Annotated in this window: 20 protein-coding genes; 2 read left to right on the top strand and 18 right to left on the bottom strand. The window is 63.0% G+C overall.

Annotated features, from left to right (window positions below; genetic code table 11):
• The first annotated feature begins 193 nt into the window (after positions 1-193).
• Positions 194-2,257: a polyphosphate kinase 1 gene (gene ppk1, locus HHL14_RS01990; protein WP_169495900.1), complete on the top strand. Its 2,064-nt coding sequence runs from the start codon at positions 194-196 to the stop codon at positions 2,255-2,257.
• 162 nt (positions 2,258-2,419) lie between these two features.
• Here ppk1 and phoR read toward each other — a convergent pair whose 3' ends face one another.
• The 11 genes from phoR to HHL14_RS01935 all read right to left on the bottom strand — a co-directional run bounded on the left by phoR (position 2,420) and on the right by HHL14_RS01935 (position 14,937).
• Complete coding sequence (gene phoR, locus HHL14_RS01985; RefSeq protein WP_169495899.1) at positions 2,420-3,733, bottom strand: phosphate regulon sensor histidine kinase PhoR; 1,314 nt, start codon at positions 3,731-3,733, stop codon at positions 2,420-2,422.
• Between the two features lie 75 nt (positions 3,734-3,808).
• Complete coding sequence (gene phoB, locus HHL14_RS01980; protein WP_008922879.1) at positions 3,809-4,510, bottom strand: phosphate regulon transcriptional regulator PhoB; 702 nt, start codon at positions 4,508-4,510, stop codon at positions 3,809-3,811.
• Between the two features lie 26 nt (positions 4,511-4,536).
• The gene (gene phoU, locus HHL14_RS01975) at positions 4,537-5,241 is read right to left on the bottom strand and encodes a phosphate signaling complex protein PhoU (RefSeq protein WP_169495898.1); all 705 of its coding nucleotides are present in this window, start codon (positions 5,239-5,241) and stop codon (positions 4,537-4,539) included.
• A gap of 26 nt (positions 5,242-5,267) precedes the next feature.
• Entirely contained in the window at positions 5,268-6,116 is an 849-nt protein-coding gene (pstB, locus tag HHL14_RS01970) for a phosphate ABC transporter ATP-binding protein PstB (protein ID WP_169495897.1), read from the bottom strand.
• A gap of 17 nt (positions 6,117-6,133) precedes the next feature.
• The gene (pstA, locus tag HHL14_RS01965; protein ID WP_169495896.1) at positions 6,134-7,030 is read right to left on the bottom strand and encodes a phosphate ABC transporter permease PstA; all 897 of its coding nucleotides are present in this window, start codon (positions 7,028-7,030) and stop codon (positions 6,134-6,136) included.
• Positions 7,027-8,028 (bottom strand): phosphate ABC transporter permease PstC, encoded by a 1,002-nt coding sequence (gene pstC / locus HHL14_RS01960; protein WP_169495895.1) that lies wholly within the window; start codon positions 8,026-8,028, stop codon positions 7,027-7,029. Before pstC ends, pstA begins: the two co-directional genes overlap by 4 nt.
• Positions 8,029-8,198: 170 nt before the next feature.
• The gene (pstS, locus tag HHL14_RS01955) at positions 8,199-9,230 is read right to left on the bottom strand and encodes a phosphate ABC transporter substrate-binding protein PstS (RefSeq protein WP_169495894.1); all 1,032 of its coding nucleotides are present in this window, start codon (positions 9,228-9,230) and stop codon (positions 8,199-8,201) included.
• Positions 9,231-9,822: 592 nt separating this feature from the next.
• On the bottom strand, positions 9,823-11,184 hold the full coding sequence (glmM, locus tag HHL14_RS01950) for a phosphoglucosamine mutase (RefSeq protein WP_169495893.1): 1,362 nt from the start codon (positions 11,182-11,184) through the stop codon (positions 9,823-9,825).
• Between the two features lie 28 nt (positions 11,185-11,212).
• On the bottom strand, positions 11,213-12,112 hold the full coding sequence (gene folP, locus HHL14_RS01945; RefSeq protein ID WP_329601597.1) for a dihydropteroate synthase: 900 nt from the start codon (positions 12,110-12,112) through the stop codon (positions 11,213-11,215).
• 83 nt (positions 12,113-12,195) lie between these two features.
• The gene (gene ftsH, locus HHL14_RS01940; RefSeq protein ID WP_062127747.1) at positions 12,196-14,085 is read right to left on the bottom strand and encodes an ATP-dependent zinc metalloprotease FtsH; all 1,890 of its coding nucleotides are present in this window, start codon (positions 14,083-14,085) and stop codon (positions 12,196-12,198) included.
• A 189-nt stretch (positions 14,086-14,274) separates the two neighbouring features.
• Entirely contained in the window at positions 14,275-14,937 is a 663-nt protein-coding gene (locus HHL14_RS01935) for an RlmE family RNA methyltransferase (RefSeq protein WP_169496283.1), read from the bottom strand.
• Positions 14,938-15,133: 196 nt separating this feature from the next.
• On the opposite strand from HHL14_RS01935, the gene HHL14_RS01930 reads away from it, so the two are divergent.
• A complete protein-coding gene (locus HHL14_RS01930) occupies positions 15,134-15,664 on the top strand; it encodes a YhbY family RNA-binding protein (RefSeq protein ID WP_169495892.1) in 531 nt (176 codons plus the stop codon).
• Between the two features lie 257 nt (positions 15,665-15,921).
• On the opposite strand, the gene HHL14_RS01925 is transcribed toward HHL14_RS01930, so the two are convergent.
• From HHL14_RS01925 to gloB, 7 genes are all read right to left on the bottom strand, one after another.
• Complete coding sequence (locus tag HHL14_RS01925) at positions 15,922-16,431, bottom strand: DUF4149 domain-containing protein (protein ID WP_206002185.1); 510 nt, start codon at positions 16,429-16,431, stop codon at positions 15,922-15,924.
• Between the two features lie 20 nt (positions 16,432-16,451).
• The gene (gene greA / locus HHL14_RS01920; protein WP_169495890.1) at positions 16,452-16,928 is read right to left on the bottom strand and encodes a transcription elongation factor GreA; all 477 of its coding nucleotides are present in this window, start codon (positions 16,926-16,928) and stop codon (positions 16,452-16,454) included.
• Positions 16,929-17,082: 154 nt separating this feature from the next.
• Positions 17,083-20,334, bottom strand: a complete 3,252-nt coding sequence (carB, locus tag HHL14_RS01915) for a carbamoyl-phosphate synthase large subunit (RefSeq protein ID WP_169495889.1) — start codon at positions 20,332-20,334, stop codon at positions 17,083-17,085.
• A gap of 272 nt (positions 20,335-20,606) precedes the next feature.
• Positions 20,607-21,761 (bottom strand): glutamine-hydrolyzing carbamoyl-phosphate synthase small subunit, encoded by a 1,155-nt coding sequence (gene carA, locus HHL14_RS01910; protein ID WP_169495888.1) that lies wholly within the window; start codon positions 21,759-21,761, stop codon positions 20,607-20,609.
• 450 nt (positions 21,762-22,211) lie between these two features.
• Complete coding sequence (locus HHL14_RS01905; RefSeq protein WP_169495887.1) at positions 22,212-23,453, bottom strand: MFS transporter; 1,242 nt, start codon at positions 23,451-23,453, stop codon at positions 22,212-22,214.
• Positions 23,454-23,713: 260 nt separating this feature from the next.
• Complete coding sequence (locus tag HHL14_RS01900; RefSeq protein ID WP_169495886.1) at positions 23,714-25,396, bottom strand: transglycosylase SLT domain-containing protein; 1,683 nt, start codon at positions 25,394-25,396, stop codon at positions 23,714-23,716.
• 157 nt (positions 25,397-25,553) lie between these two features.
• Positions 25,554-26,345: a hydroxyacylglutathione hydrolase gene (gene gloB / locus HHL14_RS01895; RefSeq protein WP_169495885.1), complete on the bottom strand. Its 792-nt coding sequence runs from the start codon at positions 26,343-26,345 to the stop codon at positions 25,554-25,556.
• Between the last annotated feature and the right edge of the window lie 7 nt (positions 26,346-26,352).

Here is a 26,352-nt window from a genome sequence, read left to right as displayed (position 1 = left end):
GGGCTTCACAGTGTCACCTCGCGGCCGTAGGAGTCCGGCTATCGTCGCATAAGACGTCGGTCTTATTGACGACAGCCGACGATTGCGGCATAAGATCTCAAAAACACCATCGATGTCATCAGGACGTCATCTAATTGTGAGAATTTCCGAGCGTCTTTCCGTCTCCATTCCAGACATTCCAATCTCGCTGCCGATGTCCGTCCGCTACCCCCTTTTGAACCGCGAGCTGGGCATTCTGGGTTTCAACGAGCGCGTGTTGGCGCAAGCCGCCGACCCCGCCGTCCCCCTGCTCGAACGCCTTCGCTTTATCTGCATCACCAGCAGCAACCTCGACGAATTCTTCGAAGTCCGCATGGCCGGGCTTCAGGAACAGATGCGCGACAACCCGGGCGCGCTGTCGCCCGACGGCATGTCGCTGCAGCACGTCTATGACCTCGTGGTCGAGCGCGCGCAGAAACTCGTGCATCGCCAGTACACGATGCTGCACGACACCGTGCTGACCGCGCTCGAAGCGGAAGGCATCTATTTCCACGGCACCGAAGCATGGAGCGACGCGCAGACCGAGTGGGCGCGCAACTACTTCTTCGACGAACTGCTGCCTGTATTGACGCCGATCGGTCTCGACCCCGCGCATCCGTTTCCGCGCGTGCTCAACAAGAGCCTGAACTTCGTCGTCGAACTCGAAGGCAAGGACGCGTTCGGCCGTCAGGCGATGATGGGCATCGTGCAGGCGCCGCGCGCGCTGCCGCGGCTCGTGCGCATGCCGCAGGAGCTGTCGGGCTATCCGCACGGCTTCGTGCTGCTGAGCTCGCTGTTGCAACACTTCGTCGGCGAGCTGTTTCCGAGTCTGGTGGTGCGCAGCTGCAACCAGTTCCGCATCACGCGCAATAGCGAACTGTTCGTCGACGAAGACGAAATCACCAATCTGCGCGTCGCGCTGCAGGGCGAATTGCCGGCGCGGCATCTGGGCAATGCGGTGCGGCTCGAAGTATCGGCGGAAACGCCCGCGCATGTGGTGCGGCGCCTGCTCGACGAAAGCGGTCTGTCGAACAAGGACTGCTATTACGCGAACGGCCCCGTCAATCTGGTGCGTTTGATGCAGTTGCCGGAGATGGTCGACCGTCCCGATCTGAAATTCGTGCCGCATATTCCATCGACGCCGCCGCAGATCGCCAACGCCGCCAGCATGTTCGACGTGATCGATCAGGGCGACGTGCTGCTGCATCATCCGTACGAGAGCTTCCAGCCGGTGCTGGAACTGTTGTTGCAGGCGGCCAAGGATCCGAACGTGGTCGCGATCAAGCAGACCATTTATCGCACCGGGACCGACTCGCCGCTGATGGACGCGCTGATGCAGGCCGCGCGCAACGGCAAGGAAGTCACGGTGGTGGTCGAGCTGCTCGCGCGCTTCGACGAGGAAACCAACATCAACTGGGCGTCGCAGCTCGAAGCGGTCGGCGCGCACGTCGTGTACGGCGTGGTCGGCCACAAGTGCCACGCGAAGATGATGCTGATCGTGCGGCGCGTGTCGCAAGGCGGCAAGACCACGCTCAAGCGCTACGTGCACCTGGGCACCGGCAACTATCACCCGCGCACCGCCCGCCTCTATACCGACTTCGGCCTGATGACCGCCGATCAGAAGATCTGCGAGGACGTGCACCACGTGTTCCAGCAGCTGACCGGCATCGGCGGCGAGCTGAAGCTGCACGAGCTGTGGCAGTCGCCGTTCACGCTGCATCCGAAGCTCGTCGAGGCGATCCGCAAGGAAGCCGAAAACGCGCGCGCCGGCAGGAAGGCGCGCATCGTCGCGAAGATGAACGCGCTGCTCGAACCGACCGTGATCGCCGAGTTATACGAGGCCTCGCAGGCCGGCGTGAAGATCGATCTGATCGTGCGTGGCGTGTGTTCGTTGCAGCCGGGCGTGCCGGGGCTCTCCGAGAACATCACGGTGCGCTCGATCGTCGGGCGCTTTCTCGAACATCACCGCATCTACTACTTCTACGACGGCGGTCAGGAGCAGGTCTATCTGTCGAGCGCCGACTGGATGGATCGCAATCTGTTCCGCCGCGTCGAAGTCGCGTTCCCGGTCAACAATCGGCGTCTGAAGCGGCGCGTGATCGCCGAAGGTCTGTCGGCGTTTCTCGGCGACAACCAGTCCGCGTGGCTGATGCAAAGCGACGGGCACTATCGCCGCCGCCGGCCCGGCAAGTCGTCGCGCAATGCGCAGATGAGCCTGCTGACGAAGTTCTGCCCGTAGTCGTTGTTAGTGGCTAGCCGTTAGCCGTGCCGACGGCTGTGTTCGCGGCTCGCTCGCCACAGCCGTCGTAGCCGTGGCGAGCGCACCAATAAAAAAACCTCCTGTTTCAGGAGGTTTTTTTCATTGCGTCGCGTCGAGGCTGCGTTCGGAGCGGCGCGATGCTCAGACCGCCGCGGCCTGGCAACGCGCGGTCCGATACACCGGAAAGCGCACCGTGAACGTGCTGCCGCGCCCTTCCTCGCTCTTCACGTCGAGCTGCGCATCGTGCCGCTGCAGCACGTGCTTGACGATCGCCAGACCGAGCCCGGTACCGCCCGTATCGCGCGAACGGCTGCGGTCGACGCGATAGAAACGCTCGGTGAGCCGCGGAATGTCGGCGGCCGGAATGCCGAGGCCGCTGTCCGTCACCGAGAATACCGCGTGGCCGCCCTGTGCGTGCCAGCCCACCTTGATCGCGCCGCCGTCCGGCGTATAGCGGATCGCGTTCGTCACCAGATTGCCGAACGCACTGAGGATTTCGGTTTCGACACCGGTGACGGTCAACCCTTCGTCGGCATCGAAGACGATGCGGTGATGGTCGCTGGACAGACTCTGTGCGTCGTCGCGCAGATGGCGCAGCACCGCGCGCATGTCGATCATCTGATCGCTCGGCGGTTTATTGTCGCCTTCGAGCTTCGCGAGCACCAGCAGGTCGCTAACGATATGGCGCATGCGCGAAGCCTGCTGCTCCATCAGCTCCAGATAGCGCGCGCGCTCGGTTTCGCCCAGCGGCAACTCGCGCATCGTCTCGAGAAAACCGGACAGCACGGTAAGCGGCGTTTTCAGTTCATGCGAGACGTTCGCGACGAAGTCGCGCCGCATCGCATCGGTCCGCTCGAGCTCGGTGATGTCCTGCGACAGCACCAGCTTGCGATTATCGCCATACGGAAACACCTGCACAGACAGCACGTTCTGGCGCTTGTCGCCCATGCCGCGCATGATCAGCATTTCCTCGTAACGATGAGAATTGAGGTAACGCACGAAGTCGGGATGACGCACCAGATGCGTGATGTGCTGACGCAGATCGCGCTTCGCGTCGAGCCCGAAGTGGCTTTCGGAAATCGCGTTGCACCACTCGATCTGATCGTGATCGTCGAGCATCGCGACGCCGTTCGGCGATGCCTGGATCGCCTGGATGAAACGCGAATGCTGCTGCTCGACCTGGCGCACCTGGGCGTGCCAGCGCTTTGCGAGCTTGTGCAGACGGTAGTAGATTTCGCCCCAGATACCGGGGGCGCTCGGCACTTCGCCGTACACCGGCGCGTCGAGCAGACGCCACAGGCGCTGCTTGTGGAAGGTACTGAAGATGCTCTGTGCGAGCAGCATGACGATGGCGAGCGCGAGCCCGGCCTTGACGTTCACCAGTGCGCCGACCACCGCGCACAGAACAGCAAGCAGCACGACCGACACGATGGAGCGCGCCCAGATGATGTTCATGGTCTAGCGATCGAAGAGAAAATACAGCGCAGGAGGGAGTGATGGCGGCGGCGCGCGATGCGCCGCCCGCGGCTATCAGGCGCTCTTCGCCAACCGGTAGCCGCTACCGCGTACGGTTTCAATCATAGCATCGCACCCGGCCGGCTTGAGGGCCGCGCGCAGGCGCTTGATGTGCACGTCGACGGTACGCTCCTCGACGAACACGTGATCGCCCCACACCTGGTCGAGCAGTTGCGTGCGGCTGTGCACGCGCTCCGGATGGGTCATGAAGAAATGCAGCAGCCGGAATTCGGTGGGGCCGAGATCGAGCTTGATCTCGCTGCCTTCCGCGTGCGCGGCGACGCGGTGCGTGGCCGGATCGAGCTTCAGGCCGTTGATCGCGACCACGTCTTCGGTCAGCTGCGGCGCGCGGCGGCGCAGCACCGCCTTGATGCGCGCCATCAGTTCCTTCGGCGAGAACGGCTTGGTCACGTAGTCGTCGGCGCCGATTTCGAGGCCCAGCACCTTGTCCTGCTCATCGCCGCGCGCGGTCAGCATGATGATCGGGATATGCTTGGTACGCTCGTTGTTGCGCAGATCGCGCGCGAACGAAATACCCGACTTGCCCGGCAACATCCAGTCGAGCAGCACCAGATCGGGCAGCACATCGCTGATCAGGTTGTGCGCCTGCTCGGCGTTGTACGCGCGAATCGGGCAATGACCGGCGTGTTGAAGATTGACCGAAATCAGTTCGGAAATGGCGGGCTCATCTTCAATGACGAGAATGCTGCTGGGCATCGGCACCTCTGTTCCTTATCTCTGGATTAGCTGAGCGCTTCGCGTTCGAGCGTGTCGCGCGACTGATGCCGCACGTCGGTGCCCTTCACGATGTAAATGATGAATTCCGCGATGTTCTTCGCGTGGTCGCCGATCCGCTCGATCGCCTTGGCGATGAACAGGAAGTCGAGGCCCACCGAAATCGAACGCGGATCTTCGGTCATATAGGAAATCAGCTTGCGCACGAACGCGCGGAATTCTTCGTCGATCGCCTTGTCGTCGCGCACGATCTGCGCGGCCGCGACCGTGTCCAGGCGCGCGAACGCGTCGAGCGCGCGGCGCAGGATCGACACCGCCATTTCGCCGGACAGCTTGATCTCGGCGATGTTGATGGTGCGCGACGCACCGTCTTCCATCAGGCGTTTGGTGCGCTTGGCGATCTTCTCGGCTTCGTCGCCGGCGCGCTCAAGATTGGTAATGGTCTTCGAGATCGCGATCAGCAGACGCAGGTCGCGCGCGGCCGGCTGACGGCGCGCGATAATGTTGCTGCATTCTTCGTCGATCTCGACTTCCATCTTGTTCAAACGGTCTTCGGCCACGATGACCTGCTCGGCGATATTGAGGTCGAATTCGTTGAGCGCCTGCATCGCGTTGACGATCTGCGATTCGACGAGGCCGCCCATTTCGAGCACTTTCGACGAAACGAGATTCAGGTCGGCGTCGAACTGGCTGGACAGATGCTTATCGGACATGTCGTACTCCGTTGTTTTGCCCGGGATTAGCCGAAGCGACCCGTAATGTAATCCTCGGTTTCCTTGCGAGCCGGCTTGATGAAGATCTTTTCGGTGTCGCCGAATTCGATCAGCTCGCCCAGGTACATGTAGGCAGTGTAGTCCGAACACCGCGCCGCCTGTTGCATGTTGTGGGTGACGATCACCACCGTGTAATCGCTCTTCAGTTCGGCGATCAGCTCTTCGATGCGACCGGTCGAAATCGGGTCGAGCGCCGAGCACGGTTCGTCGAGCAGCAGCACTTCAGGACGGATCGCGATACCGCGCGCGATACACAGACGCTGCTGCTGACCGCCGGACAGACCGTAGCCGCTCTGGCCGAGCTTGTCCTTCACTTCGTTCCACAGCGCCGCTTTCGTCAGCGCCCATTCGACGCGATCGTCCATTTCCGAGCGCGACAGCTTCTCGAACATCTTCACGCCGAACGCAATGTTGTCGTAGATCGACATCGGGAACGGCGTCGGCTTCTGGAACACCATGCCGATGCGCGCGCGCAGCAGCGAAATGTCCTGACGCGTGGTCAGCAGGTTCTCGCCGTCCATCACGATTTCGCCTTCGGCGCGCTGCTCCGGATAGAGCGCGTACATCTTGTTGAAGGTGCGCAGCAGCGTGGACTTGCCGCAGCCCGACGGGCCGATGAACGCGGTCACCTTGCCTTCGGGAATCTGCAGATTGATGTTCTTCAGCGCGTGATATTTGCCGTAGAAGAAGTTCAGGTCCTTGACCTCGATCTTCGGACGCGCCGGCGTGTGCGCCTGGCCGCTCTGCACGGGGTCGGAGCCGGCGGGCGCGGCTGCGTGCCCGATCGGATTGAGTTGGGTTTCTGCCATATTCATCGGATTACACTCCGCCCTTACTTTTTCGAGAAGATCGTGCGCGCGAGGACGTTCAGTCCCAGCACCGCGAGCGTGATCAGGAACACGCCGGCCCACGCAAGCGATTGCCACTGCGCGAACGGGCTCATCGCAAACTTGTAGATCGTGACCGGCAGATTCGCGACCGGCTGCCCCATATCGACCGAGAAGAACTGGTTCGACAGCGCGGTAAAGAGCAGCGGCGCGGTTTCGCCGGCAATCCGCGCGACGCCGAGCAGCACGCCGGTGACGATGCCCGCGATCGACGCCTTCAGCGTGATCGACAGCACCATCTTCCACTTCGGCGTGCCGAGCGCGAACGCGGCTTCACGCATCGCGTTCGGCACCAGCTTCAGCATGTTCTCGGTGGTGCGGATCACGATCGGAATCTGCAGCAGCGCGAGCGACAGCACGCCGGCCCAGCCGCTGAAGTGACCCATCTTCGCCACCACCAGCGCGTAGACGAACAGACCGATCACGATCGACGGCGCCGACAACAGGATGTCGTTGATAAAGCGCGTGAGGCTCCCGAGCCAGCCCTTCTGGCCGTACTCGGCGAGATAGACGCCCGCCATGATGCCGATCGGCGTGCCGACGAAGGTCGCGAGGCCCACCAGCATCAGACTGCCGACGATCGCGTTGGCGAGACCGCCGCCGTCGGTGTTCGGCGGCGGCGTCGACTGCGTGAACAGCTCGACCGACAGACCGCCGATACCCAGACGCAGCGTCGTATAGAGAATCCACACGAGCCACAGCAGGCCGAACGCCATCGCCGCGAGCGACAGCGTCAGCGCAACCGCGTTGGTCAGGCGACGACGGCCTTGCAGACGCACGCGCATCGTTTCGAGCGTGGCCGCATCCTTCAGACCCGGCATGTTCAGGGACGACTGGCTCATTTCGCGCCCTCCCCTTTCTCGAGACGCAGCAGCATGATTTTCGAAATCGCCAGCACGATGAAAGTAATCACGAACAGGATCAGGCCGAGTTCCATCAGCGCCGACGTATGCAGGCCCGGGTCCGCTTCCGCGAACTCGTTGGCGAGCGCCGACGTGATGCTGTTACCCGGCGAAAACAGCGAAATATTGTCGAGCAGGTTGGTGTTGCCGATCACGAACGTGACCGCCATCGTCTCGCCGAGCGCGCGGCCAAGGCCGAGCATCACGCCGCCGATCACGCCGGTCTTGGTGAACGGCAGCACGATCTTCCACATCACTTCCCACGTCGTGCAGCCGATGCCGTACGCCGATTCCTTCAGCAGCACCGGCGTGACTTCGAACACGTCGCGCATCACCGACGCGATGTACGGGATGATCATGATCGCGAGAATCACGCCCGCGCACAGAATGCCGATACCGATCGGCGGCCCGGCGAACAGCGCGCCGACGATCGGCAGGCCGCCGAGCACCGCGGCGAGCGGCTTCTGGAACCACTGCGCGAAGATCGGCGCGAACACGAGCAGACCCCACATGCCGTACACGATCGACGGAATCGCGGCGAGCAGTTCGATCGCGATGCCGAGCGGGCGGCGCAGCCATGCGGGTGAGAGTTCGGTGAGAAACAGGGCGATGCCGAAGCTGACCGGCACCGCGATGACCAAAGCAATGATCGACGTGGCGATGGTGCCGTAGATCGGCACGAGCGCGCCGAACTGCTTGCTTGGCGGATCCCACGTTGCCGTCCACAGGAACGCGAGACCGAACTCGCGAATCGACGGCATCGAGGCAATAATCAGGGAGACGATGATCCCGCCGAGCAGCAGCAGCGTCACGATGGCGGAAAGGCGTGCGAGGCCGCCGAAGATCACGTCGCCGGAGCGGCCAGGCGCTTTCTGCTGCGACGCGCTGCCAGGCGGAGTGGCCCGGCTCGTGCCGGACGCTAGATGAATATCGGACATGAGAGCCTGAGGGACCTGTTTCCAGTTGCCGAACGACACCTGTCGGGCGGCCAGCGATGCGACGGCAAGTGCCGGGTTAATGTCATTGGCCGTCCCCACAGGGGGACGGCCAAGGTGCTACAGAACGCGGCATCAAGCGGCCGCGTCGCGCATCACGCGCTCTACACGTCTTAATCGGCGATCGGCTTGCCTGCCGAGTCCTTCACCTTCTGCTTCCACTGCGTACGGATTTCCGACACGACCGATTCCGGCAGCGAGATGTAGTCCAGATCGTTCGCAGCCTGGTTGCCGTTCTTGAACGCCCAGTCGAAGAACTTCAGCGTTTCCGTGCCTTGCGCCGGCTTGTCCTGTGCCGTGTGCAGCAGCACGAACGTCGCGCCGACGATCGGCCATGCGTTCTTGCCCGGCTCGTTCGTCAGGATCTGGTAGAACGACTTCGACCAGTCGGCACCAGCAGCGGCAGCCTTGAACGTTTCGGTCTGCGGTTGAACCACTGCGCCGGCTTCGTTCTTCATCGCGACGTAGTTCATGTGGTTCTGCTTCGCGTACGCCCATTCGACGTAGCCGATCGAGCCCGGCAGACGCTGCACGAATGCCGCGACGCCGTCGTTGCCCTTGCCGCCCGTGCCGGTCGGCCAGTTGACCGTCGAACCTTCACCGACCTTAGCCTTCCATTCCGGGTTGACCTTCGACAGATAGTTCGTCCAGATGAAGCTGGTGCCCGAACCGTCGGCGCGGCGCACCACGGCGATGTCCAGATCCGGCAGCTTGACCTTCGGGTTCAGCGCGACGATCGCCGGGTCATTCCACTTCTTGATCTTGCCCAGATAGATGTCGCCGAGCACCTGACCCGACAGCACCAGTTCGCCCGGCTTCACGCCCGGCACGTTGACAGCCGGCACCACGCCGCCGACCACCGTCGGGAACTGGAACAGGCCTTCCTTGGCGAGTTCGTCGTCCTTCAGCGGAGCGTCCGAACCGGCGAAGTCGACGGTCTTCGCGACGATCTGCTTCACGCCGCCCGACGAACCGATACCTTGATAGTTAACCTTGCCGCCGCCGGACTTCTGATAAGCGTCAGCCCACTTCGTGTAGATCGGTGCTGCGAAGGTGCTGCCCGCGCCAGTGATGTCTGCGGCTTGCGCTGCGATAGCGAAAAGCGCGCCAGCGACGCCAGCGAACACGGTGTGCATCAATTTCATGAGACCTCCAGGGGGGTAAGCGTGTGATGTGAGCGGGTAACTCGAACACCGCGAAGCTTAGGGTCTCTGTGTGACAAAACCATGACTAATCATGAAACAACTGTGACAGTAATATTACTCGTCGAAAGGTGTTGGAGCGGACAAATTGGTGCTCTGGTGATGCGGATTGAATTGCCGGAAGGTTAGGCAAAAACGATGGGGCGGGAACGTTTGCGCTGGGGTGGAGGTGGGGGGTGAGGCGGTAGCCGGTGGGTGTGGATGCGGCTAGGTGGCAAGGTTGCGGGGACGCGATTTGGGTGGGTCGGGTGGGTGTGGGGATGTTCGGAATGCTGGCGAGGCTCGGGGAGTGTTGGGGCTTGGGCTTGGGCTTGGGCTTGGGCTTGGGCTTGGGCTTGGGCTTGGGCTTGGGCTTGGGCTTGGGCTTGGGCTTGGGCTTGGGCTTGGGCTTGGGCTGCGACTGGGGCCGGGCTGCGGCGGTGACTGCGCGCGTCGCGGCTACGTCACCTATAAAACAAAACGGCGGGATGCGATTATCGCCGTCCCGCCGTCTGTTAGTACCGGCTGCTGCCCGTTAGTAGCGTTAATGCGTCGCTCAGGCCGCCGTCGCTTCCCGCACCGCGTCCGCGATCGCTTCCGAATGCTGCACGGCATCGGCGACGTTCTGCGCCTCGACCATCACGCGCAGCACCGGCTCCGTACCCGATGCGCGGATCAGCACGCGGCCGCGGCCGTCGAGCGCGCTCTCGGCCACCTTGATCGCGCGACGGATCGACTCGCTACCCTTCCAGTCCGCGTCCGGCTTCATGCGCACATTAATCAGCTTTTGCGGGAACAGTGTGACGCCTTCGAGCAAATCCTCTAACGACTTGCCGCTGCGCTGCATCGCCGCGAGCACGAGCAGCGCGGACACAATGCCGTCGCCGGTCGAATGGCGATCCAGCGACAGGATATGGCCGGAGCCTTCCGCGCCGAGCTGCCAGCCGTGCTCGCGCAATTGCTCGAGCACGTAACGGTCGCCGACCGCAGCCCGCACGAATTTCACGCCAGCCTTCTGCAGCGCGACTTCGACGGCCATGTTAGTCATCAGCGTGCCCACCGCGCCTTCGACGTGCCCGGCGGTCGCGATCCGATCCTTGACCAGCACGTACAGCAGTTCGTCGCCGTTATAGAGACGCCCCGCCGCATCGACGACCTGCAGGCGGTCGGCGTCACCGTCGAGCGCGATACCGAGGTCCGCGTGATTCGCGCGCACCGCACGCACCAGCGCGTCCGGCGCGGTCGCGCCGACGCCGTCGTTGATATTGAAGCCGTTCGGCGCCACGCCGATCGGAATCACTTCGGCGCCGAGCTCATGGAACACGTGCGGCGCGACGTCGTACGCGGCGCCATGCGCGCAATCGACGACCAGCTTCATGCCGCGCAGGTCGTACGCGGCCGGGAACGTGCTCTTGCAGAACTCGATATAGCGGCCGGCCGCATCGTCGAGACGGCGCGCCTTACCGAGCTGCTCGGAGGCCGCACACGCGAGCGGCAATTCGAGTTGCTCCTCGATCTGCGCTTCGACGTCGTCCGGCAACTTGTTGCCGTCGGCCGAAAAGAATTTGATGCCGTTGTCGTAATACGGATTGTGCGACGCGCTGATCACGACGCCCGCGGCGAGCCGCAGCGCGCGCGTCAGATAGGCGATGCCCGGCGTCGGCATCGGCCCGGCCAGCATCACGTCGACGCCGGCCGCCGAAAAGCCCGACTCGAGCGCGGCCTCGAGCATATAGCCCGACACGCGCGTGTCCTTGCCGATCAGCACCGTGGGCCGGGTGCCGGTCTTCGCCCAGTGGTCCGCGCCCGCGAGCACCTTGCCGGCCGCGTAGCCGAGCCGCAACACGAACTCCGGTGTAATGGGCCCTTCGCCGACCTTGCCTCGAATCCCGTCCGTTCCGAAGTAACGACGTGCCATGTTTGATCTCCCCTATGTGGCTGCGGGTTCAACCGTGCGCGCGGCCGGCATTCGCCGCGTCGCGCAAGGTTGCCCATACTTTCAATGCATCGACTGTTTCCGCGACGTCGTGTACGCGCAGAATCGCGGCGCCCCGTTCGGCCGCGCACACCGCCGCGGCGATGCTGCCGGCGACACGTTCCGGCGCCGGCCGGCCGATCACCGCGCCGACCATCGACTTGCGCGACATGCCCGCGAGAATCGGATACGGCGATGCCGCGCGCGGCGCCGTATCCCGCAGATGCGCGAGCAGCGCATAGTTGTGCTCGACCACTGCCTTGCCGAAGCCGAACCCGGGGTCGACGCTGATGCGCTCGCGCGCGATTCCCGCCTGCCGCAACGTCTCGACGCGCTCTTCGAGGAAAGCGCGCACTTCGCTGACCACGTCCTCATAGTGCGGCTCGCCCAGCTGCATGGTCTGCGGCTCACCGAGCATATGCATTACACAAAGGCCGCAGTCGCTGTCGCGCACCGCGTCGATCGCGCCGGGCATGCGGAAGCCCCAGATGTCGTTGATCAGGTCAGCGCCCGCGCCTAGCGCATGACGCATCACTTCCGGCTTGTACGTATCGACCGACAACGGCACGTTCGTGTCGCGCAGATACTCGACGAGCGGCAGCACGCGCTCGAGCTCCTCGTCGAGCGGCACGGGCGGCGCGCCGGGACGCGTCGACTCGCCGCCGATGTCGATGATGTCCACGCCTTCGCGCACCATGCGTTCGGCCTGGCGCAGCGCATCGTCACGCAACGTGTATTTGCCGCCATCGGAAAAGGAATCGGGCGTGACGTTCAGGATGCCCATCACCAACGGGCGTTCGAATGTCAGCTTGAAGCGACCGCATTGCAGCGGTTCTGGGAGAGGAGCGGAAGAAAAATCGGCTTTCGACACGTAGCAGTGCTTCACTTAGAACGGATAAATGCAAAACGGGCCGGTGTGCTACACACCGGCCCGCACTTTCTACTGGCTGCCGATCAGGCCGGCGCGGTTGCGCTACCCGGCTTGACCTCGGTACCCGGGCTGCCGCCCGACGAGGCGTCGCTTGCCGAAGGCGGCGAGCTCTTCGGCGAACGCGGCGGACGACCTGCCATGATGTCGTTGATCTGATCGGCGTCGATCGTTTCCCACTCCATCAGCGCAGCGGTCATCGCTTCGACCTTATCGCGGTTCTCGTCCAGCAGACGTCGCGCGAGGTTGTACTGCTCATCCAGCACGCGGCGGATTTCCGCATCGACCTTCTGCTGCGTCGCTTCCGAAATAGTCCGCGTGAAACCACGGCCAAACGGCGAAGCGTCGTTTTCGTCGTCGACATAGACCATCGGTCCGAGCGCATCCGTCATACCGAAGCGCGCGACCATCGCACGAGCGGTCTGCGTCGCCTTGTTGAAGTCGTCCGATGCACCCGTGCTGATCAGGTTCAGGAACAACTCTTCCGCGACACGGCCACCGAACAGGATCGCCAGACGATCGAGCAGATAGTCCTTCGAGTACGTTTCGTTGTCATGCTCGGGCAACTGCCACGTGACACCCAGCGCGCGACCGCGCGGAATGATCGTGACCTTGTGCACCGGATCGGCCTTCGGCAACAGCTTGGCGATCACCGCGTGACCCGATTCGTGATAGGCGGTAGCACGCTTCGATTCTTCGCGAATCACGGCCGACTTGCGCTCCGGACCCATGAAGATCTTGTCCTTCGCGTCTTCGAAGTCCGTCATCTCGACGATGCGCTTGCCGCGGCGTGCCGCGAACAATGCCGCTTCGTTCACGAGGTTCGCGAGATCGGCACCCGAGAAGCCCGGCGTACCACGCGCGATCACCGCCGCGTCGACGTCGTTGGAGATCGGCACCTTGCGCAGGTGCACCTTCATGATGTGTTCGCGACCACGGATATCCGGCAGACCGACATACACCTGACGGTCGAAACGGCCCGGACGCAGCAGCGCCTTGTCGAGCACGTCGGAACGGTTCGTCGCAGCGATCACGATGACGCCCGAATTCGCCTCGAAGCCGTCCATTTCAACCAGCATCTGGTTCAGCGTCTGCTCGCGTTCGTCGTTACCGCCGCCCATGCCGGCGCCGCGATGACGACCGACCGCGTCGATTTCGTCGATGAACACGATGCACGGCGCGTGCTTCTTGGCCTGCTCGAACATGTCGCGCACCCGAGCCGCGCCGACACCGACGAACATTTCAACGAAGTCCGAACCCGAAATGCTGAAGAACGGCACCTTCGCCTCGCCAGCGATGGCGCGCGCAAGCAGCGTCTTACCGGTTCCCGGCGGGCCGACGAGCAGCACGCCACGCGGAATACGGCCACCAAGCTTCTGGAACTTCTGCGGATCGCGCAGGAAGTCGACGAGTTCCGACACTTCTTCCTTGGCTTCGTCGCAACCGGCGACGTCGGTGAAATTGATCGCGTTATTGTTTTCGTCGATCAGCCGCGCACGCGACTTACCGAACGAGAAGGCCCCGCCTTTGCCGCCCCCCTGCATCTGTCGCATCATGTAGAACCAGAAACCGATGATCAGGATCGTCGGCCCGAGGTAATACAGCACGGACATCAGTGCATTGGGTTCGTCGTCAGCCTTGCCGCTCACCTGTACGCCATACTTCATCAGATCGCCGACCATCCAGATGTCGCCGGGCGACACAATCTGGTACTTCTGGCCGTCTGCTGGAGTGACCGTGAGGTTCCGCCCCTGGACAATGACGTTCTTGACTTTGCCGTTCTTCGCGTCGTCCATGAACTGCGAATAGGAAACGCCTTCCTGGACACGGGGCTTGTCGAACTGCTTGAACACCGTAAACAGCACCAGTGCGATCACCAGCCACACTGCTGCCTTCGAAAACATATTGTTGTTCAAAGCACCACTCCTTCACTTAGACGGGCGCCTACATTTGCCTTGCGGCACCACGAAAGCATTCTAATCCAGTCCGCAGACCCCTGCCATAACGTTTCGCTACCACAGAAATAGGGTAGCGGGCCGTTTCGACGCCGGTTTCCAACTTATCGGACGCCGGGTCGGCAGGGACGGAACCGTCTGGTTGCGCCCCTATGCAGGACGCTTTAGATGCTTACCCAAAATAAATGTTTCTGACGATTTATCCCGCGACGCCTTCGGCTTGCGGGCCGCCACCACCTTGAACTGGCGCTTGAACTTTTCGACAATCTGACTATAACCGCTGCCGTGAAAGCATTTGACTAAAAGGGCACCATCCGGCTTCAGGTGATTTTGCGCAAATTCGAGCGCGAGATCGCACAAATGCTCGATCCGCGCCGCGTCCGCGATCGCCACGCCGGACAGGTTGGGCGCCATATCCGAAATTACAAGGTCCACCTGGCGCTCGCCGACCAATTCTTCGAGCTGACCCAGCACCGAGTCTTCGCGGAAATCGCCCTGAATGAAGTGAACGTCGGCGACGGGTTCCATCGGCAGGATGTCGAGGGCAATGATCGTGCCGTCGATGCCGCCTTCGCGCTCCGAATTGCGCTGGGTGCCACGCGACAGCTTGTTGCGCGCATACTGGCTCCAGCTGCCGGGCGTGGAGCCGAGGTCGACGATCACCTGCCCCGGACGGATCAGCTTGTCCTGTTCGTCGATTTCCTTGAGCTTGTAAGCCGCGCGGGCACGATAACCTTCCCGCTGCGCCATTTTGACGTAGGGGTCGTTGATGTGGTCGTGCAGCCACGCGGTATTGAACTTGTTTTTTGCCATTAAAAATTGAACTATTGCTGCGTCGTGTCGCGCTTTAGGGGATAATACGCGGTTAATTCGCGCGGCCACCGCCACACTGGCGGCCATCCGCGATTCTGTTGTTCTGACGCGCGCCCTGTCGAATCAAGCTATCCGCCGCTTAAGCAAGCGGACGCAAATACAGGAGCCGCCATTTTAGTCGAGTCTCCCACTTTCCATGCCAGCCCTCAAAGTCTCTCCCGACCAACGCGCCGAGTTGCGCTCCCAGGCACATGCGCTCAAACCGGTCGTGCTCGTCGGCGCCGAAGGCTTGACCGACGCTGTGCTCGCCGAAATCAAGGTGCACCTTGCCGCGCACCAGCTGATCAAGATTCGCGTATTCGGCGATGAGCGCGAGGAACGCGTCGCCATCTACGAGGAAATCTGCGACACGCTGAACGCCGCGCCGATCCAGCATATCGGCAAGTTGCTGGTGATCTGGAAGCCCGAATCGGCACAACCGGCCGTGAAGGCAAAGCGTGGCGCACTTCCGAGCGCGCGCGAAGCAGCAGCCGAAGAAGCCCACCCCGCCAAGGGCCGCGCACCGCGCATCGTCAAGGTCGCGAAGCCGACCGACGTACCGATGCGCAAACCGCGAACCAAGGCAGTCCTGGTGCGCGGCAACGAGCGCGTCACGCAAGGCGGCAACATCAAGCGTGCGAAAAAGCGCCAAACCAGCGCGAAACGCTCGCATCAGTCGTCGAAGTAAGCGGAAAACACAAGGTGCGGACGGTGTCCGCACCGCGCATGAGCAGCCTGCAAATAAAAACCGCGCTTTTCATGCGAATGCCGCGCCGTGGCCATTGAATCGGTGCCGAGCGCCAACGCAATTGCGACGATTGGTCACAACGCCAGCCACTCTCAGACAACCAGCCGACCCCGGTGGCAATAACTCCGCGGAATCGGCCAAGGCCTCAGGCAGACCTCAGCAGCAAATCAATCGCCTGCCCCAGACACCTGCAAGCATCAACCCGCCACCTTCCCGGCGACGCGACCCGCGCCCTCTTGCTCAGCCGCCACACCGACGCGTGTCGGCAGCAACCACACGAGCGCCAGACCCAGCACGCTCTCGATCAGGTAAAACACGCTCGACACGCCGTGCAGCATCCCGAAGCGCGCCGCATAAACCGAATGACCCACGTCGCTGCCCGCTTCGAGCGCAGCCACACGCATCGCGTTCATGAAGGGCTGCAGCGCGAAGTAACCGACCAGCACGCACACCAGCATGCCGGCGATCAACCAGCGCACACGACGATAGCCATCGCTGCCACGCCGCACCAGCAGATTGGCGAGACCCAGCAGCAAAATCCCGCAGACGACACCGATCAACCCCTGAATGCGAAACAGGTGCGCCGCCACCTCGCCTGCCGCCGACCGGTCGAGCGTCGTGAACAGCACGGGCGCCGCCGCATAGCCGATAGTCAGCAGACTACCGACCCACACCATCGTCAACAGACGGAAAAACCGATGCGGCATCAAGGACATCGGCGCCATCCTCAGATGTAGCTCACCGCGATGATTTCGTATTCGCGCACGCCGCCCGGCGCCTGCACCGATGCGACATCGCCTTCCGACTTGCCGATCAGCGCACGAGCGATCGGCGAGCTGATCGAGATCAAACCGTGGTCGATGTCCGCTTCGTCGTCGCCGACGATCTGGTACTTGACCGACGCACCCGATTCGAGGTCTTCAAGCTCGAGCGTCGCGCCGAACACCACGCGGCCGTCCGCTTCCACTTGCGACGGATCGATCACCTGCGCACCCGCAAGCTTCGATTCGATTTCGGCAATCCGGCCTTCGATAAAGCCCTGCTTTTCCTTCGCAGCGTCGTATTCCGCGTTTTCCGACAGATCGCCCTGGGCGCGCGCTTCCGCGATCGAATTGATCACCGAGGGACGCTCGACCGATTTCAGGCGCTGCAATTCATCGCGCAGCATGTCTGCGCCGCGCTTCGTCAAGGGAATAGTGCTCATAAACAACTCTGAAGACAAAAAACGGCCGTAAAAAAAATCACCGCGGTTAAGTGCATCCCGCAGGAGACAGCGCCCCGGGGCAAAACCCGGACCACAACACCTGCGGAACGCCGCTTAACCGCGGCACTTACTTCTTGGACAAAAAGTCGAAGCCTTAGTTTAGGCGAGCGTGGAGTCCTTGTAAATCATAGACTTCCAGGTTCTTCAGATAACGCAAACCTTCCACCGCGGCCCGTGCGCCGGACATCGTCGTGTAGTAGGTGACCTTGTTCGCCTGCGCGCTCATGCGAATCGAACGCGAATCGGCGATCGCCGCGCGCGTTTCGTCGACGGTCGTGAACACGAGTGCGATCTCGCCGTTCTTGATCATGTCGACGATGTGCGGACGACCGTCCTTCACCTTGTTGACGACCTTGACCGGCACGCCGGCCGCTTCGATCGCGGCAGCCGTGCCCTTGGTCGCGACGATCGGATAGCCGAGCTCGTGCAGCATGCGCGCGACTTCGACCGCCTTCGGCTTGTCGGCGTCCATCACGGTCAGCAGCACCGTACCCGACTCCGGCAGACGCGAACCGGCCGCGAGCTGCGACTTGAACAGCGCCTCGCCGAAGGTCTGGCCGACGCCCATCACTTCGCCGGTCGAACGCATTTCAGGTCCGAGCACCGGATCGACCGCCGGGAACTTGACGAACGGGAACACCGCTTCCTTCACGCTGAAGTACGGCGGCTCGACTTCCTTCGTCACGCCTTGCTGCGCGAGCGTCTGGCCGACCATCGCGCGCGCCGCGATCTTCGCGAGCGGCAGGCTGGTCGCCTTCGACACGTACGGCACCGTGCGCGACGCGCGCGGGTTCACCTCGAGCACGTAGATGATGTCTTCCTTCGAACCATCCGCCTGCGGCACTTGCTGGATCGCGAACTGTACGTTCATCAGACCGACCACGTTCAGCGCCTTCGCCATCGCGCCGGTCTGGCGCTTGAGTTCGGTGACGGTTTCCTTCGACAGCGAATACGGCGGCAGCGAGCAGGCCGAGTCGCCCGAGTGGACGCCCGCCTGTTCGATGTGCTCCATCACGCCGCCGATAAACACGGCCTCGCCATCCGAAATGCAATCCACGTCGCATTCGATCGCGTCGTTCAGGAAGCGGTCGAGCAGCACCGGCGAATCGTTCGACACCTTCACGGCCTCGCGCATATAGCGCTCGAGGTCGCGCGGCTCATGGACGATTTCCATCGCGCGGCCGCCCAGCACGTACGACGGGCGCACCACCAGCGGATAGCCGATTTCGTCGGCGAGCTTCAGCGCTTCGTCTTCGGCGCGCGCGGTGCGGTTCGGCGGCTGACGCAGACCGAGGTCCTGCAGCAGCTTCTGGAAGCGCTCACGGTCTTCGGCCGCGTCGATCATGTCCGGCGACGTGCCGATGATCGGCACACCGTTCGCCTCGAGATCGAGCGCGAGCTTCAGCGGCGTCTGGCCGCCGTACTGCACGATCACGCCGACCGGCTTTTCCTTGTCGACGATTTCGAGCACGTCTTCGAGCGTCAGCGATTCGAAGTACAGACGGTCGGACGTGTCGTAGTCGGTCGACACGGTTTCCGGGTTGCAGTTGACCATGATCGTTTCATAGCCGTCCTCGCGCATCGCGAGCGCGGCGTGCACGCAGCAGTAGTCGAACTCGATACCCTGGCCGATCCGGTTCGGGCCGCCGCCCAGCACCATGATCTTCTTGTTGTTCGTCGGGTTCGCTTCGCACTCTTCCTCGTAGGTCGAGTACATGTACGCGGTTTTCGTCGCGAACTCGGCCGCGCAGGTGTCGACGCGCTTGTAGACCGGGCGCACGTTCAACTCGATACGACGCGCGCGCACGTCCGCCGGCTTCGCGCCGACGAGCTTCGCGAGACGCCGATCCGAGAAGCCGCTCTGCTTCAGATACTTGAGCTCTTCCTTGGTGAGGCTTGCCAGCGTACGGCCTGCGAGCGCCTTTTCCTTCAGGATGATCTGCTCGATCTGCGCGAGGAACCACGGGTCGATCGCGGTTTCTTCGAAGATTTCCTGCGCGCTCATACCGATACGGAACGCGTCGCCGACGTACCAGATGCGATCCGGACCGGCTTCGCCGATCTCGCGGATGATCTCGTCGCGGTTATCGGTCTTTTCGTCCAGACCGTCGACGCCGACTTCGAGGCCGCGCAGCGCTTTCTGGAACGATTCCTGGAACGTGCGGCCGATCGCCATCACTTCGCCGACCGACTTCATCTGCGTGGTCAGGCGCGAATCGGCTTCGCGGAATTTCTCGAATGCGAAACGCGGGATCTTCGTGACGACGTAGTCGATCGTCGGTTCGAACGATGCCGGGGTCGCGCCGCCGGTGATTTCGTTCTTCAGTTCATCCAGCGTGTAGCCGACCGCCAGCTTCGCCGCGACCTTCGCGATCGGGAAGCCGGTCGCCTTCGACGCCAGCGCCGACGAACGCGACACACGCGGGTTCATTTCGATCACGATCATCCGGCCATCTTTCGGATTGATCGAGAACTGCACGTTCGAGCCGCCGGTGTCGACGCCGATCTCGCGCAGCACCGCGAGCGACGCGTTACGCAGGATCTGGTATTCCTTGTCGGTGAGCGTTTGCGCCGGCGCGACCGTGATCGAGTCGCCGGTGTGGATGCCCATCGGGTCCAGGTTTTCGATCGAGCAAACGATGATGCAGTTGTCCCTGGTGTCGCGGACCACTTCCATCTCGTACTCTTTCCAGCCGAGCAGCGACTCTTCGATCAGCAGTTCGCGCGTCGGCGACAGATCGAGACCGCGCTTGCAGATCTCTTCGAATTCGTCGCGGTTGTACGCGATACCGCCGCCCGAACCGCCGAGCGTGAACGACGGACGGATCACGACCGGATAGCCGCTGCCGGTTTCGGCCGCGATCTTCGCCTGCACCGCGAGCGCTTCTTCCATCGAATGCGCGGTGCCCGACTTGGCCGAACCGAGACCGATCTTGGTCATCGCGTCCTTGAACTTCTGACGGTCTTCCGCCTTGTCGATGGCTTCCGGCGATGCGCCGATCAGTTCGACCTTGTACTTGTCCAGCACGCCGTGCGCGTGGAGATCCAGCGCGCAGTTCAGCGCGGTCTGGCCGCCCATCGTCGGCAGGATCGCGTCCGGGCGCTCCTTCGCGATGATGCGCTCGACCACTTCCCACGTGATCGGCTCGATGTAGGTCACGTCGGCCGTGTTCGGGTCGGTCATGATCGTCGCCGGATTGCTGTTGACGAGAATGACCTTGTAGCCTTCCTCACGCAGCGCCTTGCATGCCTGCGCGCCCGAGTAATCGAACTCGCACGCCTGGCCGATGATGATCGGACCCGCGCCGATGATGAGGATGCTCTTGATGTCTGTCCGCTTGGGCATAACGCTCTCGCTAAATATTCCTGTGTCGACTGGAGTTGGCGCTTCGGCGCCTGACTCCAGTCCCATGCAACCAGGTTGCTATTCTTTCCGTTGGCGCGCGCCGTTTGCACGTAGCGCGCGCTGTTGCGCGGCGAGTTCGCCGCGCGATACCGCCTTGTCGTTGTCGCTGCAGCAGGCCGCTTTGAGCCCGCTTCGGGCCCGCTTTTGGGGCCCGCTTGGAGCCTATTGCTGGCCCTTTGCTAGCGCTTTTGGCCGCTTGCAGCGGTTCGACCTTAAGCCGCCGCGCTCTTGCCGCCCTTATGCGCGTCCATCAACGCGGTGAAGCGGTCGAACAGATACGCGATGTCGTGCGGACCGGGCGATGCTTCCGGGTGACCCTGGAAGCAGAACGCCGGCTTGTCGGTCAGCGCGAAGCCTTGCAGCGTGCCGTCGAACAGCGACACGTGGGTCGCGCGCGCGTTGGCGGGCAGCGTGTCGGCATCGACCGCGAAACCGTGGTTCTGCGACGTGATCACCACGCGGCCGTCTTCGAGATCCTTGACCGGATGGTTCGCGCCGTGATGGCCGGTCTTCATCTTCATCGTCTTCGCGCCGACTGCGAGGCCCATGATCTGGTGGCCAAGGCAGATGCCGAAGGTCGGAATGCCGCGCTCGATGAGTTCCTTCGTCGCCGCGATCGCGTAGTCGCACGGTTCCGGGTCGCCAGGGCCGTTCGACAGGAACACGCCGTCCGGGTTGAGCGCGAGCGCGTCGGCGGCGCTCGATTGCGCCGGCAGCACGGTCACGTGGCAGCCGCGCTCGGCAAGCATACGCAGGATGTTCTGCTTGACGCCGTAGTCGAATGCGACCACGCGGTACTTCGGCGCCTTCTGCTCGCCGTAGCCGGTGCCCAGACGCCATTCGGTTCTGGTCCACTCGTAAGTTGCCTGCGTCGACACGACCTTCGCGAGGTCCATGCCGGCGAGGCCCGGGAACGAGCGCGCGAGTTCGATGGCCTTCGCTTCGTCGTCCGAACCGGCGAGGATTGCGCCGTTCTGCGCGCCCTTGTCGCGCAGCAGACGGGTCAGCTTGCGGGTGTCGATACCGGCGATGGCGACCACGCCCTCGTCCTGCAGATATTGCGGGAGCGTGCGCTCCATGCGGAAATTCGACGCGAGAACCGGCAGATCACGGATGATCAGGCCGGCGGCATGGACTTTCGTCGCTTCGACGTCTTCGGCATTGACGCCGACGTTGCCGATATGCGGATACGTAAGGGTTACGATCTGGCGCGCGTAGCTCGGGTCAGTCAGGATTTCCTGATAGCCGGTGATCGCCGTGTTGAACACGACTTCGCCAATGGTGTGCCCGGGGGCGCCGATCGAATAACCACGAAAGACCGTGCCGTCGGCGAGCGCGAGTAGAGCGGGAGAAAATGACGGCAACACGGGAGACTCCTTGGGGGAACACCCTGTTGCCACCTGTCTGTCCGATTGCGAGCCGCAGCGAAACACATTCTGGATGCGCGCGCAGACTCGCTCGCGTGCTGCCGGTGACGTTGCAAGAGGCGCGATGGTCCGTGGTGTGGACGACTCGGCGGGTGCGGGGCCCTTCTTGCTACGCCAATGGCGCGCGGCGGATGAACGGTTGAGGAGAGGTAGGCGCTAGGGTGCGGGTTGATAAGCTCAAACCTTCGAATTATAGCCTGAATCCGCCCTTGCCTCCAAATCTGAGATAGGCCGCGGACGGAGGACAGCGCCCCGAAAGAATCGTCAAAGGCTTATCCGGCGGGCTCCCGAGGCCTGCTGGCAAATCTTTTGCGCGGTTCGAGTCAAGCCGCTCAAGCGAGGCCAAAATCTCCCGGCCGCCAACCTATACGCATATCGCCAGGCAACCGTTCAGGCTTCCTGACCGGCGCGCAGTTCGGCCGATTTCGCCAACTGCCGCCCCGGCAACACGTACCAGATCGCGCTCAGCACCTGCAACGCGACCAGAATCCCCCACGCGCTCAGATGCGCGACCGCCGGATAGCGGCCACCGCTCGCCGGCCAATGCGACAACACCGCGCCGACACCGATCTGGAAACCGAAGATCAGCAAAAAAATAATCAGCGTCAGCGTCGTGTTGACCCGGCCGATCATCTGCGGCGGGAAATGCCGCGCCATTACCGCATAGCTCAGAATGCCGGTGCCGCCGAAAATCCCGTAGGCCGCCCACAGCAGACTCGCCGGCAATGGCGCCCTGAACATGATCAGCAGTTGCGTCAGCACATACAGCGCCATGCCGATACCGCAAAACGCATACAGCGAGATGCCGCGCCGCTCGAGACTGCGCGCCGCCGCGCCGAAACCGACGCAGCCGGCCATCATCGCGAAGCCGAGGATCGACACGAGCGCCGCGGCCTCATGCGGCTCGAAGCCCTGCACGTCGCGCAACCACGCACCGACCCACAGCGATTGCATCGCGTAGAACACGCCCTGCGTGACGACAGAAAACGACGCGATCTTCCAGAACGCCGCGCTGCGCAGGATGTGCCACGTGCCCTTGAACTGCGCGGCGAGGCTCGCCTGACGATGCGTTTCGCGCGCGTCCGGCGCGAGCGTCCATTGCGCGAGCGCGACCAGCACCGTCAGCACGCCGAGCCCAATGCAGACCGTGCGCCAGCTCGAAAAACCGAGCACCCACGTCAGCGGCGAACCGACCATCACGCCGCCGAAGCCGCCGATCGCCATCACGAGCCCGTTCATCAACGGCAGACGCGCGGCCGGGAAATGCTGCGCGAGCGCCTTGAACGCGGCGCCAAGGCACACCGACACGCCGACGCCGATCAGCAGCCGCCCGACCATCATCATGCCGAGACTATGCGCGGCGCCGAATACCCAGATGCCGAGCGCCGCGAAGAGCAGCGTGGCGGCCGTCACGCGACGCGCGCCGAAGTGATCGAGCAGCACGCCGGCAGGAATCTGCGCGCCCGCGAAACCAAGGAAGTAAAGACTCGTCAGCACACCCAGGTCGGCGGCGGACAGACCGAGATCGTGTGTAATGAACGGCGCGAAACCGAGATTGACGCCGCGAAACACGTACGAGACGAAATAGCCGGCGGAAAAGAGCAGAAAGACGCGCAGTTGGGTCGACGACATAAGTCTGGAATGAGCTGGGAAACGGCGGCGGCAACGTCGCGCGACGCACACGGATCAGGGCAAGACCGTGCGGCGCGACCGACGTGGCCAAAGCACGAACAATAAAGGAAATGCGACAAATTCGCAGAAATTGTCTGCGCAATGAAAAACGCCGTCACCCGAAGGTGACGGCGTTGGATGAACACGGTGCGTGATCGGAGCGCAATCCATGCGCTGCCCCCGCAACGCATGTGGTCACTACCGTGGGAGCCGCTATTGGTCTACTTACCCTTCTTCTTCGCGTTGGCCGCGGTCTTCGGGCGGCTCTCTGCCGCGGCCTTCGACGCCTTGCCGGGCACCGCGGCCGACACCTTCTCGACCTTGCCCTTGCTGGCAGCGGGCGCCGCCTTGCCAGCCTTGCCGGCCGGCTCGGATACCTTGACGATGGCGCTGCGACCGTGCCCTTTCCTCTTATCGTAACGCGATTCGTTGCGTGTGTCTGCGACCCGCGTGCCGATCTTCTGGACGCCGCCGCCCTGCACGTCGGTCGCGATTTTTTCCGGGCCCGGCTCGGCCGGTACCGCCTTGCCAACCGGCACGTGCAGCACGATCACCTGGCCGCGCGACACCTGATCGCGACGCGTCTTGTTCCACGCCTTCAGCTGCCCCACCGATACGCCATAGCGCAGCGCGATGGCGGCCATCGACTGGTTGCGGCGCACGCGGATCAGCATCTTGCGCGTGTCGGGAACGTCGGGTTCCATCGCGAGCACCGCACTTTCGGCGACGTCGGCGCTGATGTCCTCGTCGTCGTCCGAACCGCGCGGCACGACGATCGTCGAGCCCGGCTTCAGGCGCATGCCGACCGGAATCTTGTTCACTTCCATCAGCGTGTCGGCGTCGACGCCGATTTTCTGCGCGATCGCAGCCGGCGTCGCGCGCTGGTCGACCGTGTAGGTGGTCCACGACGACAGCGAGCCCGAGTACGTTTTCAGATTGCGCTCGAACGCCGATGCGTTGTCGAACGGCAGCAGAATCTGCGGCTGCGTCGTGCCGAGAATCACCGGCTTTCTGAACGACGGGTTCAGCGAGCGGAATTCGTCGGTCGACATGTTGGAGAGTCGCGCGGCGACGTCGACGTCGATGTCGTGCGAAGTCGTGACCGTGACGAAGTACGGGTGGTTCGGAATCGACGGCAACGCGAGCCCGTACATCTGCGGGTTCATCACGATGTTCTTGACGGCCTGCAGCTTCGGCACGTAGTTGCGCGTTTCGTTCGGCATGCGCAGGCTCAGATAATCCGTCGGCAAGCCGGCCGCCTCGTTGCGCGCGATCGCGCGCTGCACGTTGCCCTCGCCCCAGTTATAAGCGGCCAGCGCGAGCTGCCAGTCGCCAAACATGTCGTGCAGCTTCGACAGATAGTCGAGCGCGGCGCTGGTCGACGCGAGCACGTCGCGGCGCTCGTCCTGCCACATGTTCTGCTTGAGGTTATAGGTGCGGCCGGTGCCCGGCATGAACTGCCACATGCCCGCCGCCTTCGCGACCGACAGCGCCTGCGGGCTATACGCCGACTCGATGAACGGCAACAGCGCGAGCTCGGTCGGCATATGACGCGCCTCGAGTTCCTCGACGATGTGATACAGGTATTTCTGCGAGCGCTCGGTCATGCGCTGCACGTAATCGGGACGTTGCAGATACCAGTTCAGCTGCATGTCGACGAGGTCGCTCTGCAGGTCCGGCAACTGGAAGCCGCGGCGGATGCGGCCCCACAGATCGGCGTCCTGGCTCGTCAACTGATTGACGGAGCTCTGGTCGACATTGATGGTTTCTTTAGCGGTGGCGTTCTTGCGAAGTGCGTCGGCTACGGCTTGCTGGCTGGCGGAATTGGCGGTGTTCGTCGTCGGTCCCTGGCTCGCGCAGGCGGCGAGTGTCAGGACCAATAACGCGCTTAAGATAAATCTCATGAACGTCTCGGCTTCCACAAGGGCTGGAATTTGCAGCCGATAGTACGAAACGGCGCCGTTTCCGTCAATCGGAAAATCTGGGAAAAAATCAAGCGAATCTTGGGCTTGGCGAATTTTTGCGATTCATCGCTTGAAGATAGCGTGAATGCGGCGCGAATCAGCGGAAGCGATTCTTCCACTCGCGCATCAACGTAAAGGCCGTCAGACGATCAGGCACCGTTTCATGCAACTGCTCGCGCAAGCTCGCCTGCACCGCCGTTTCGCCGGCACGCAGGAACGGATTGACCGCGCGTTCGTGCGCGATCGTGGTGGGCAAAGTCGGCTGGTGACGCGCGCGCAGTTCGCTCGCCTTGTCGCGCCAGGCCTGCAGCGCGGCGTTGTGCGGCTCGCAGGCGAGCGCGAAGCGGATATTCGACAGCGTGTACTCGTGCGCGCAATGCACTTCGGTCGTGCCGGGCAGCGCGGCGAGCGCATCGAGCGAAGTCAGCATCTGGCTCGGCGTGCCTTCGAACAGCCGGCCGCAGCCGCAGGCGAACAGCGTGTCGCCGCAAAACACGTGCGGCGTGCCGCGCGGATCCGCCGCCTGGAAATAGGCGATGTGGCCGCTCGTGTGGCCGGGCACGTCGAGCACGCCGAATTCGAGCGCGGGCGCCGCGATCGTCACGCGATCACCGTTTTTCAGACGCTGCGTAACGTGCGCAATCGCTTCGCCGGCGGGGCCGTAGACCGGCACGTCCTGGCCGTTCAGCAGATCGGCCAATCCGCCGACGTGGTCTTGGTGATGGTGCGTGAGTAAAATAGCGCTCAGCCGCCAGCCTCGCTGGGCCAGATAGGCGCGCACAGGGGCGGCATCGCCCGGATCGACGACGACCGCGTGATGTCCGTCGGCAATGACCCAGATGTAATTGTCTTCAAACGCCGGGACCGGTACGTACTCGAGCGCATTCATAGGCGAC

Origin of the sequence: Paraburkholderia antibiotica (assembly GCF_012927125.1) — a bacterium.
Taxonomy (GTDB): Bacteria; Pseudomonadota; Gammaproteobacteria; order Burkholderiales; family Burkholderiaceae; genus Paraburkholderia; species Paraburkholderia antibiotica.
The sequence above is the reverse complement of the archived record's forward strand: the minus strand, read 5'-3'. Positions and strand labels throughout refer to the sequence as shown.

Bases quoted from the DNA above. Each gene is read 5' to 3' on its own strand.
- ppk1 (WP_169495900.1), top strand. From the start codon at position 194: ATGTCCGTCCGCTACCCCCTTTTGAACCGCGAGCTGGGCATTCTGGGT.
- phoR (WP_169495899.1), bottom strand. From the start codon at position 3,733: ATGAACATCATCTGGGCGCGCTCCATCGTGTCGGTCGTGCTGCTTGCT.
- phoB (WP_008922879.1), bottom strand. From the start codon at position 4,510: ATGCCCAGCAGCATTCTCGTCATTGAAGATGAGCCCGCCATTTCCGAA.
- phoU (WP_169495898.1), bottom strand. From the start codon at position 5,241: ATGTCCGATAAGCATCTGTCCAGCCAGTTCGACGCCGACCTGAATCTC.
- pstB (WP_169495897.1), bottom strand. From the start codon at position 6,116: ATGAATATGGCAGAAACCCAACTCAATCCGATCGGGCACGCAGCCGCG.
- pstA (WP_169495896.1), bottom strand. From the start codon at position 7,030: ATGAGCCAGTCGTCCCTGAACATGCCGGGTCTGAAGGATGCGGCCACG.
- pstC (WP_169495895.1), bottom strand. From the start codon at position 8,028: ATGTCCGATATTCATCTAGCGTCCGGCACGAGCCGGGCCACTCCGCCT.
- pstS (WP_169495894.1), bottom strand. From the start codon at position 9,230: ATGAAATTGATGCACACCGTGTTCGCTGGCGTCGCTGGCGCGCTTTTC.
- glmM (WP_169495893.1), bottom strand. From the start codon at position 11,184: ATGGCACGTCGTTACTTCGGAACGGACGGGATTCGAGGCAAGGTCGGC.
- HHL14_RS01935 (WP_169496283.1), bottom strand. From the start codon at position 14,937: ATGGCAAAAAACAAGTTCAATACCGCGTGGCTGCACGACCACATCAAC.
- HHL14_RS01930 (WP_169495892.1), top strand. From the start codon at position 15,134: ATGCCAGCCCTCAAAGTCTCTCCCGACCAACGCGCCGAGTTGCGCTCC.
- HHL14_RS01925 (WP_206002185.1), bottom strand. From the start codon at position 16,431: ATGCCGCATCGGTTTTTCCGTCTGTTGACGATGGTGTGGGTCGGTAGT.
- greA (WP_169495890.1), bottom strand. From the start codon at position 16,928: ATGAGCACTATTCCCTTGACGAAGCGCGGCGCAGACATGCTGCGCGAT.
- carB (WP_169495889.1), bottom strand. From the start codon at position 20,334: ATGCCCAAGCGGACAGACATCAAGAGCATCCTCATCATCGGCGCGGGT.
- HHL14_RS01905 (WP_169495887.1), bottom strand. From the start codon at position 23,453: ATGTCGTCGACCCAACTGCGCGTCTTTCTGCTCTTTTCCGCCGGCTAT.
- HHL14_RS01900 (WP_169495886.1), bottom strand. From the start codon at position 25,396: ATGAGATTTATCTTAAGCGCGTTATTGGTCCTGACACTCGCCGCCTGC.
- gloB (WP_169495885.1), bottom strand. From the start codon at position 26,345: ATGAATGCGCTCGAGTACGTACCGGTCCCGGCGTTTGAAGACAATTAC.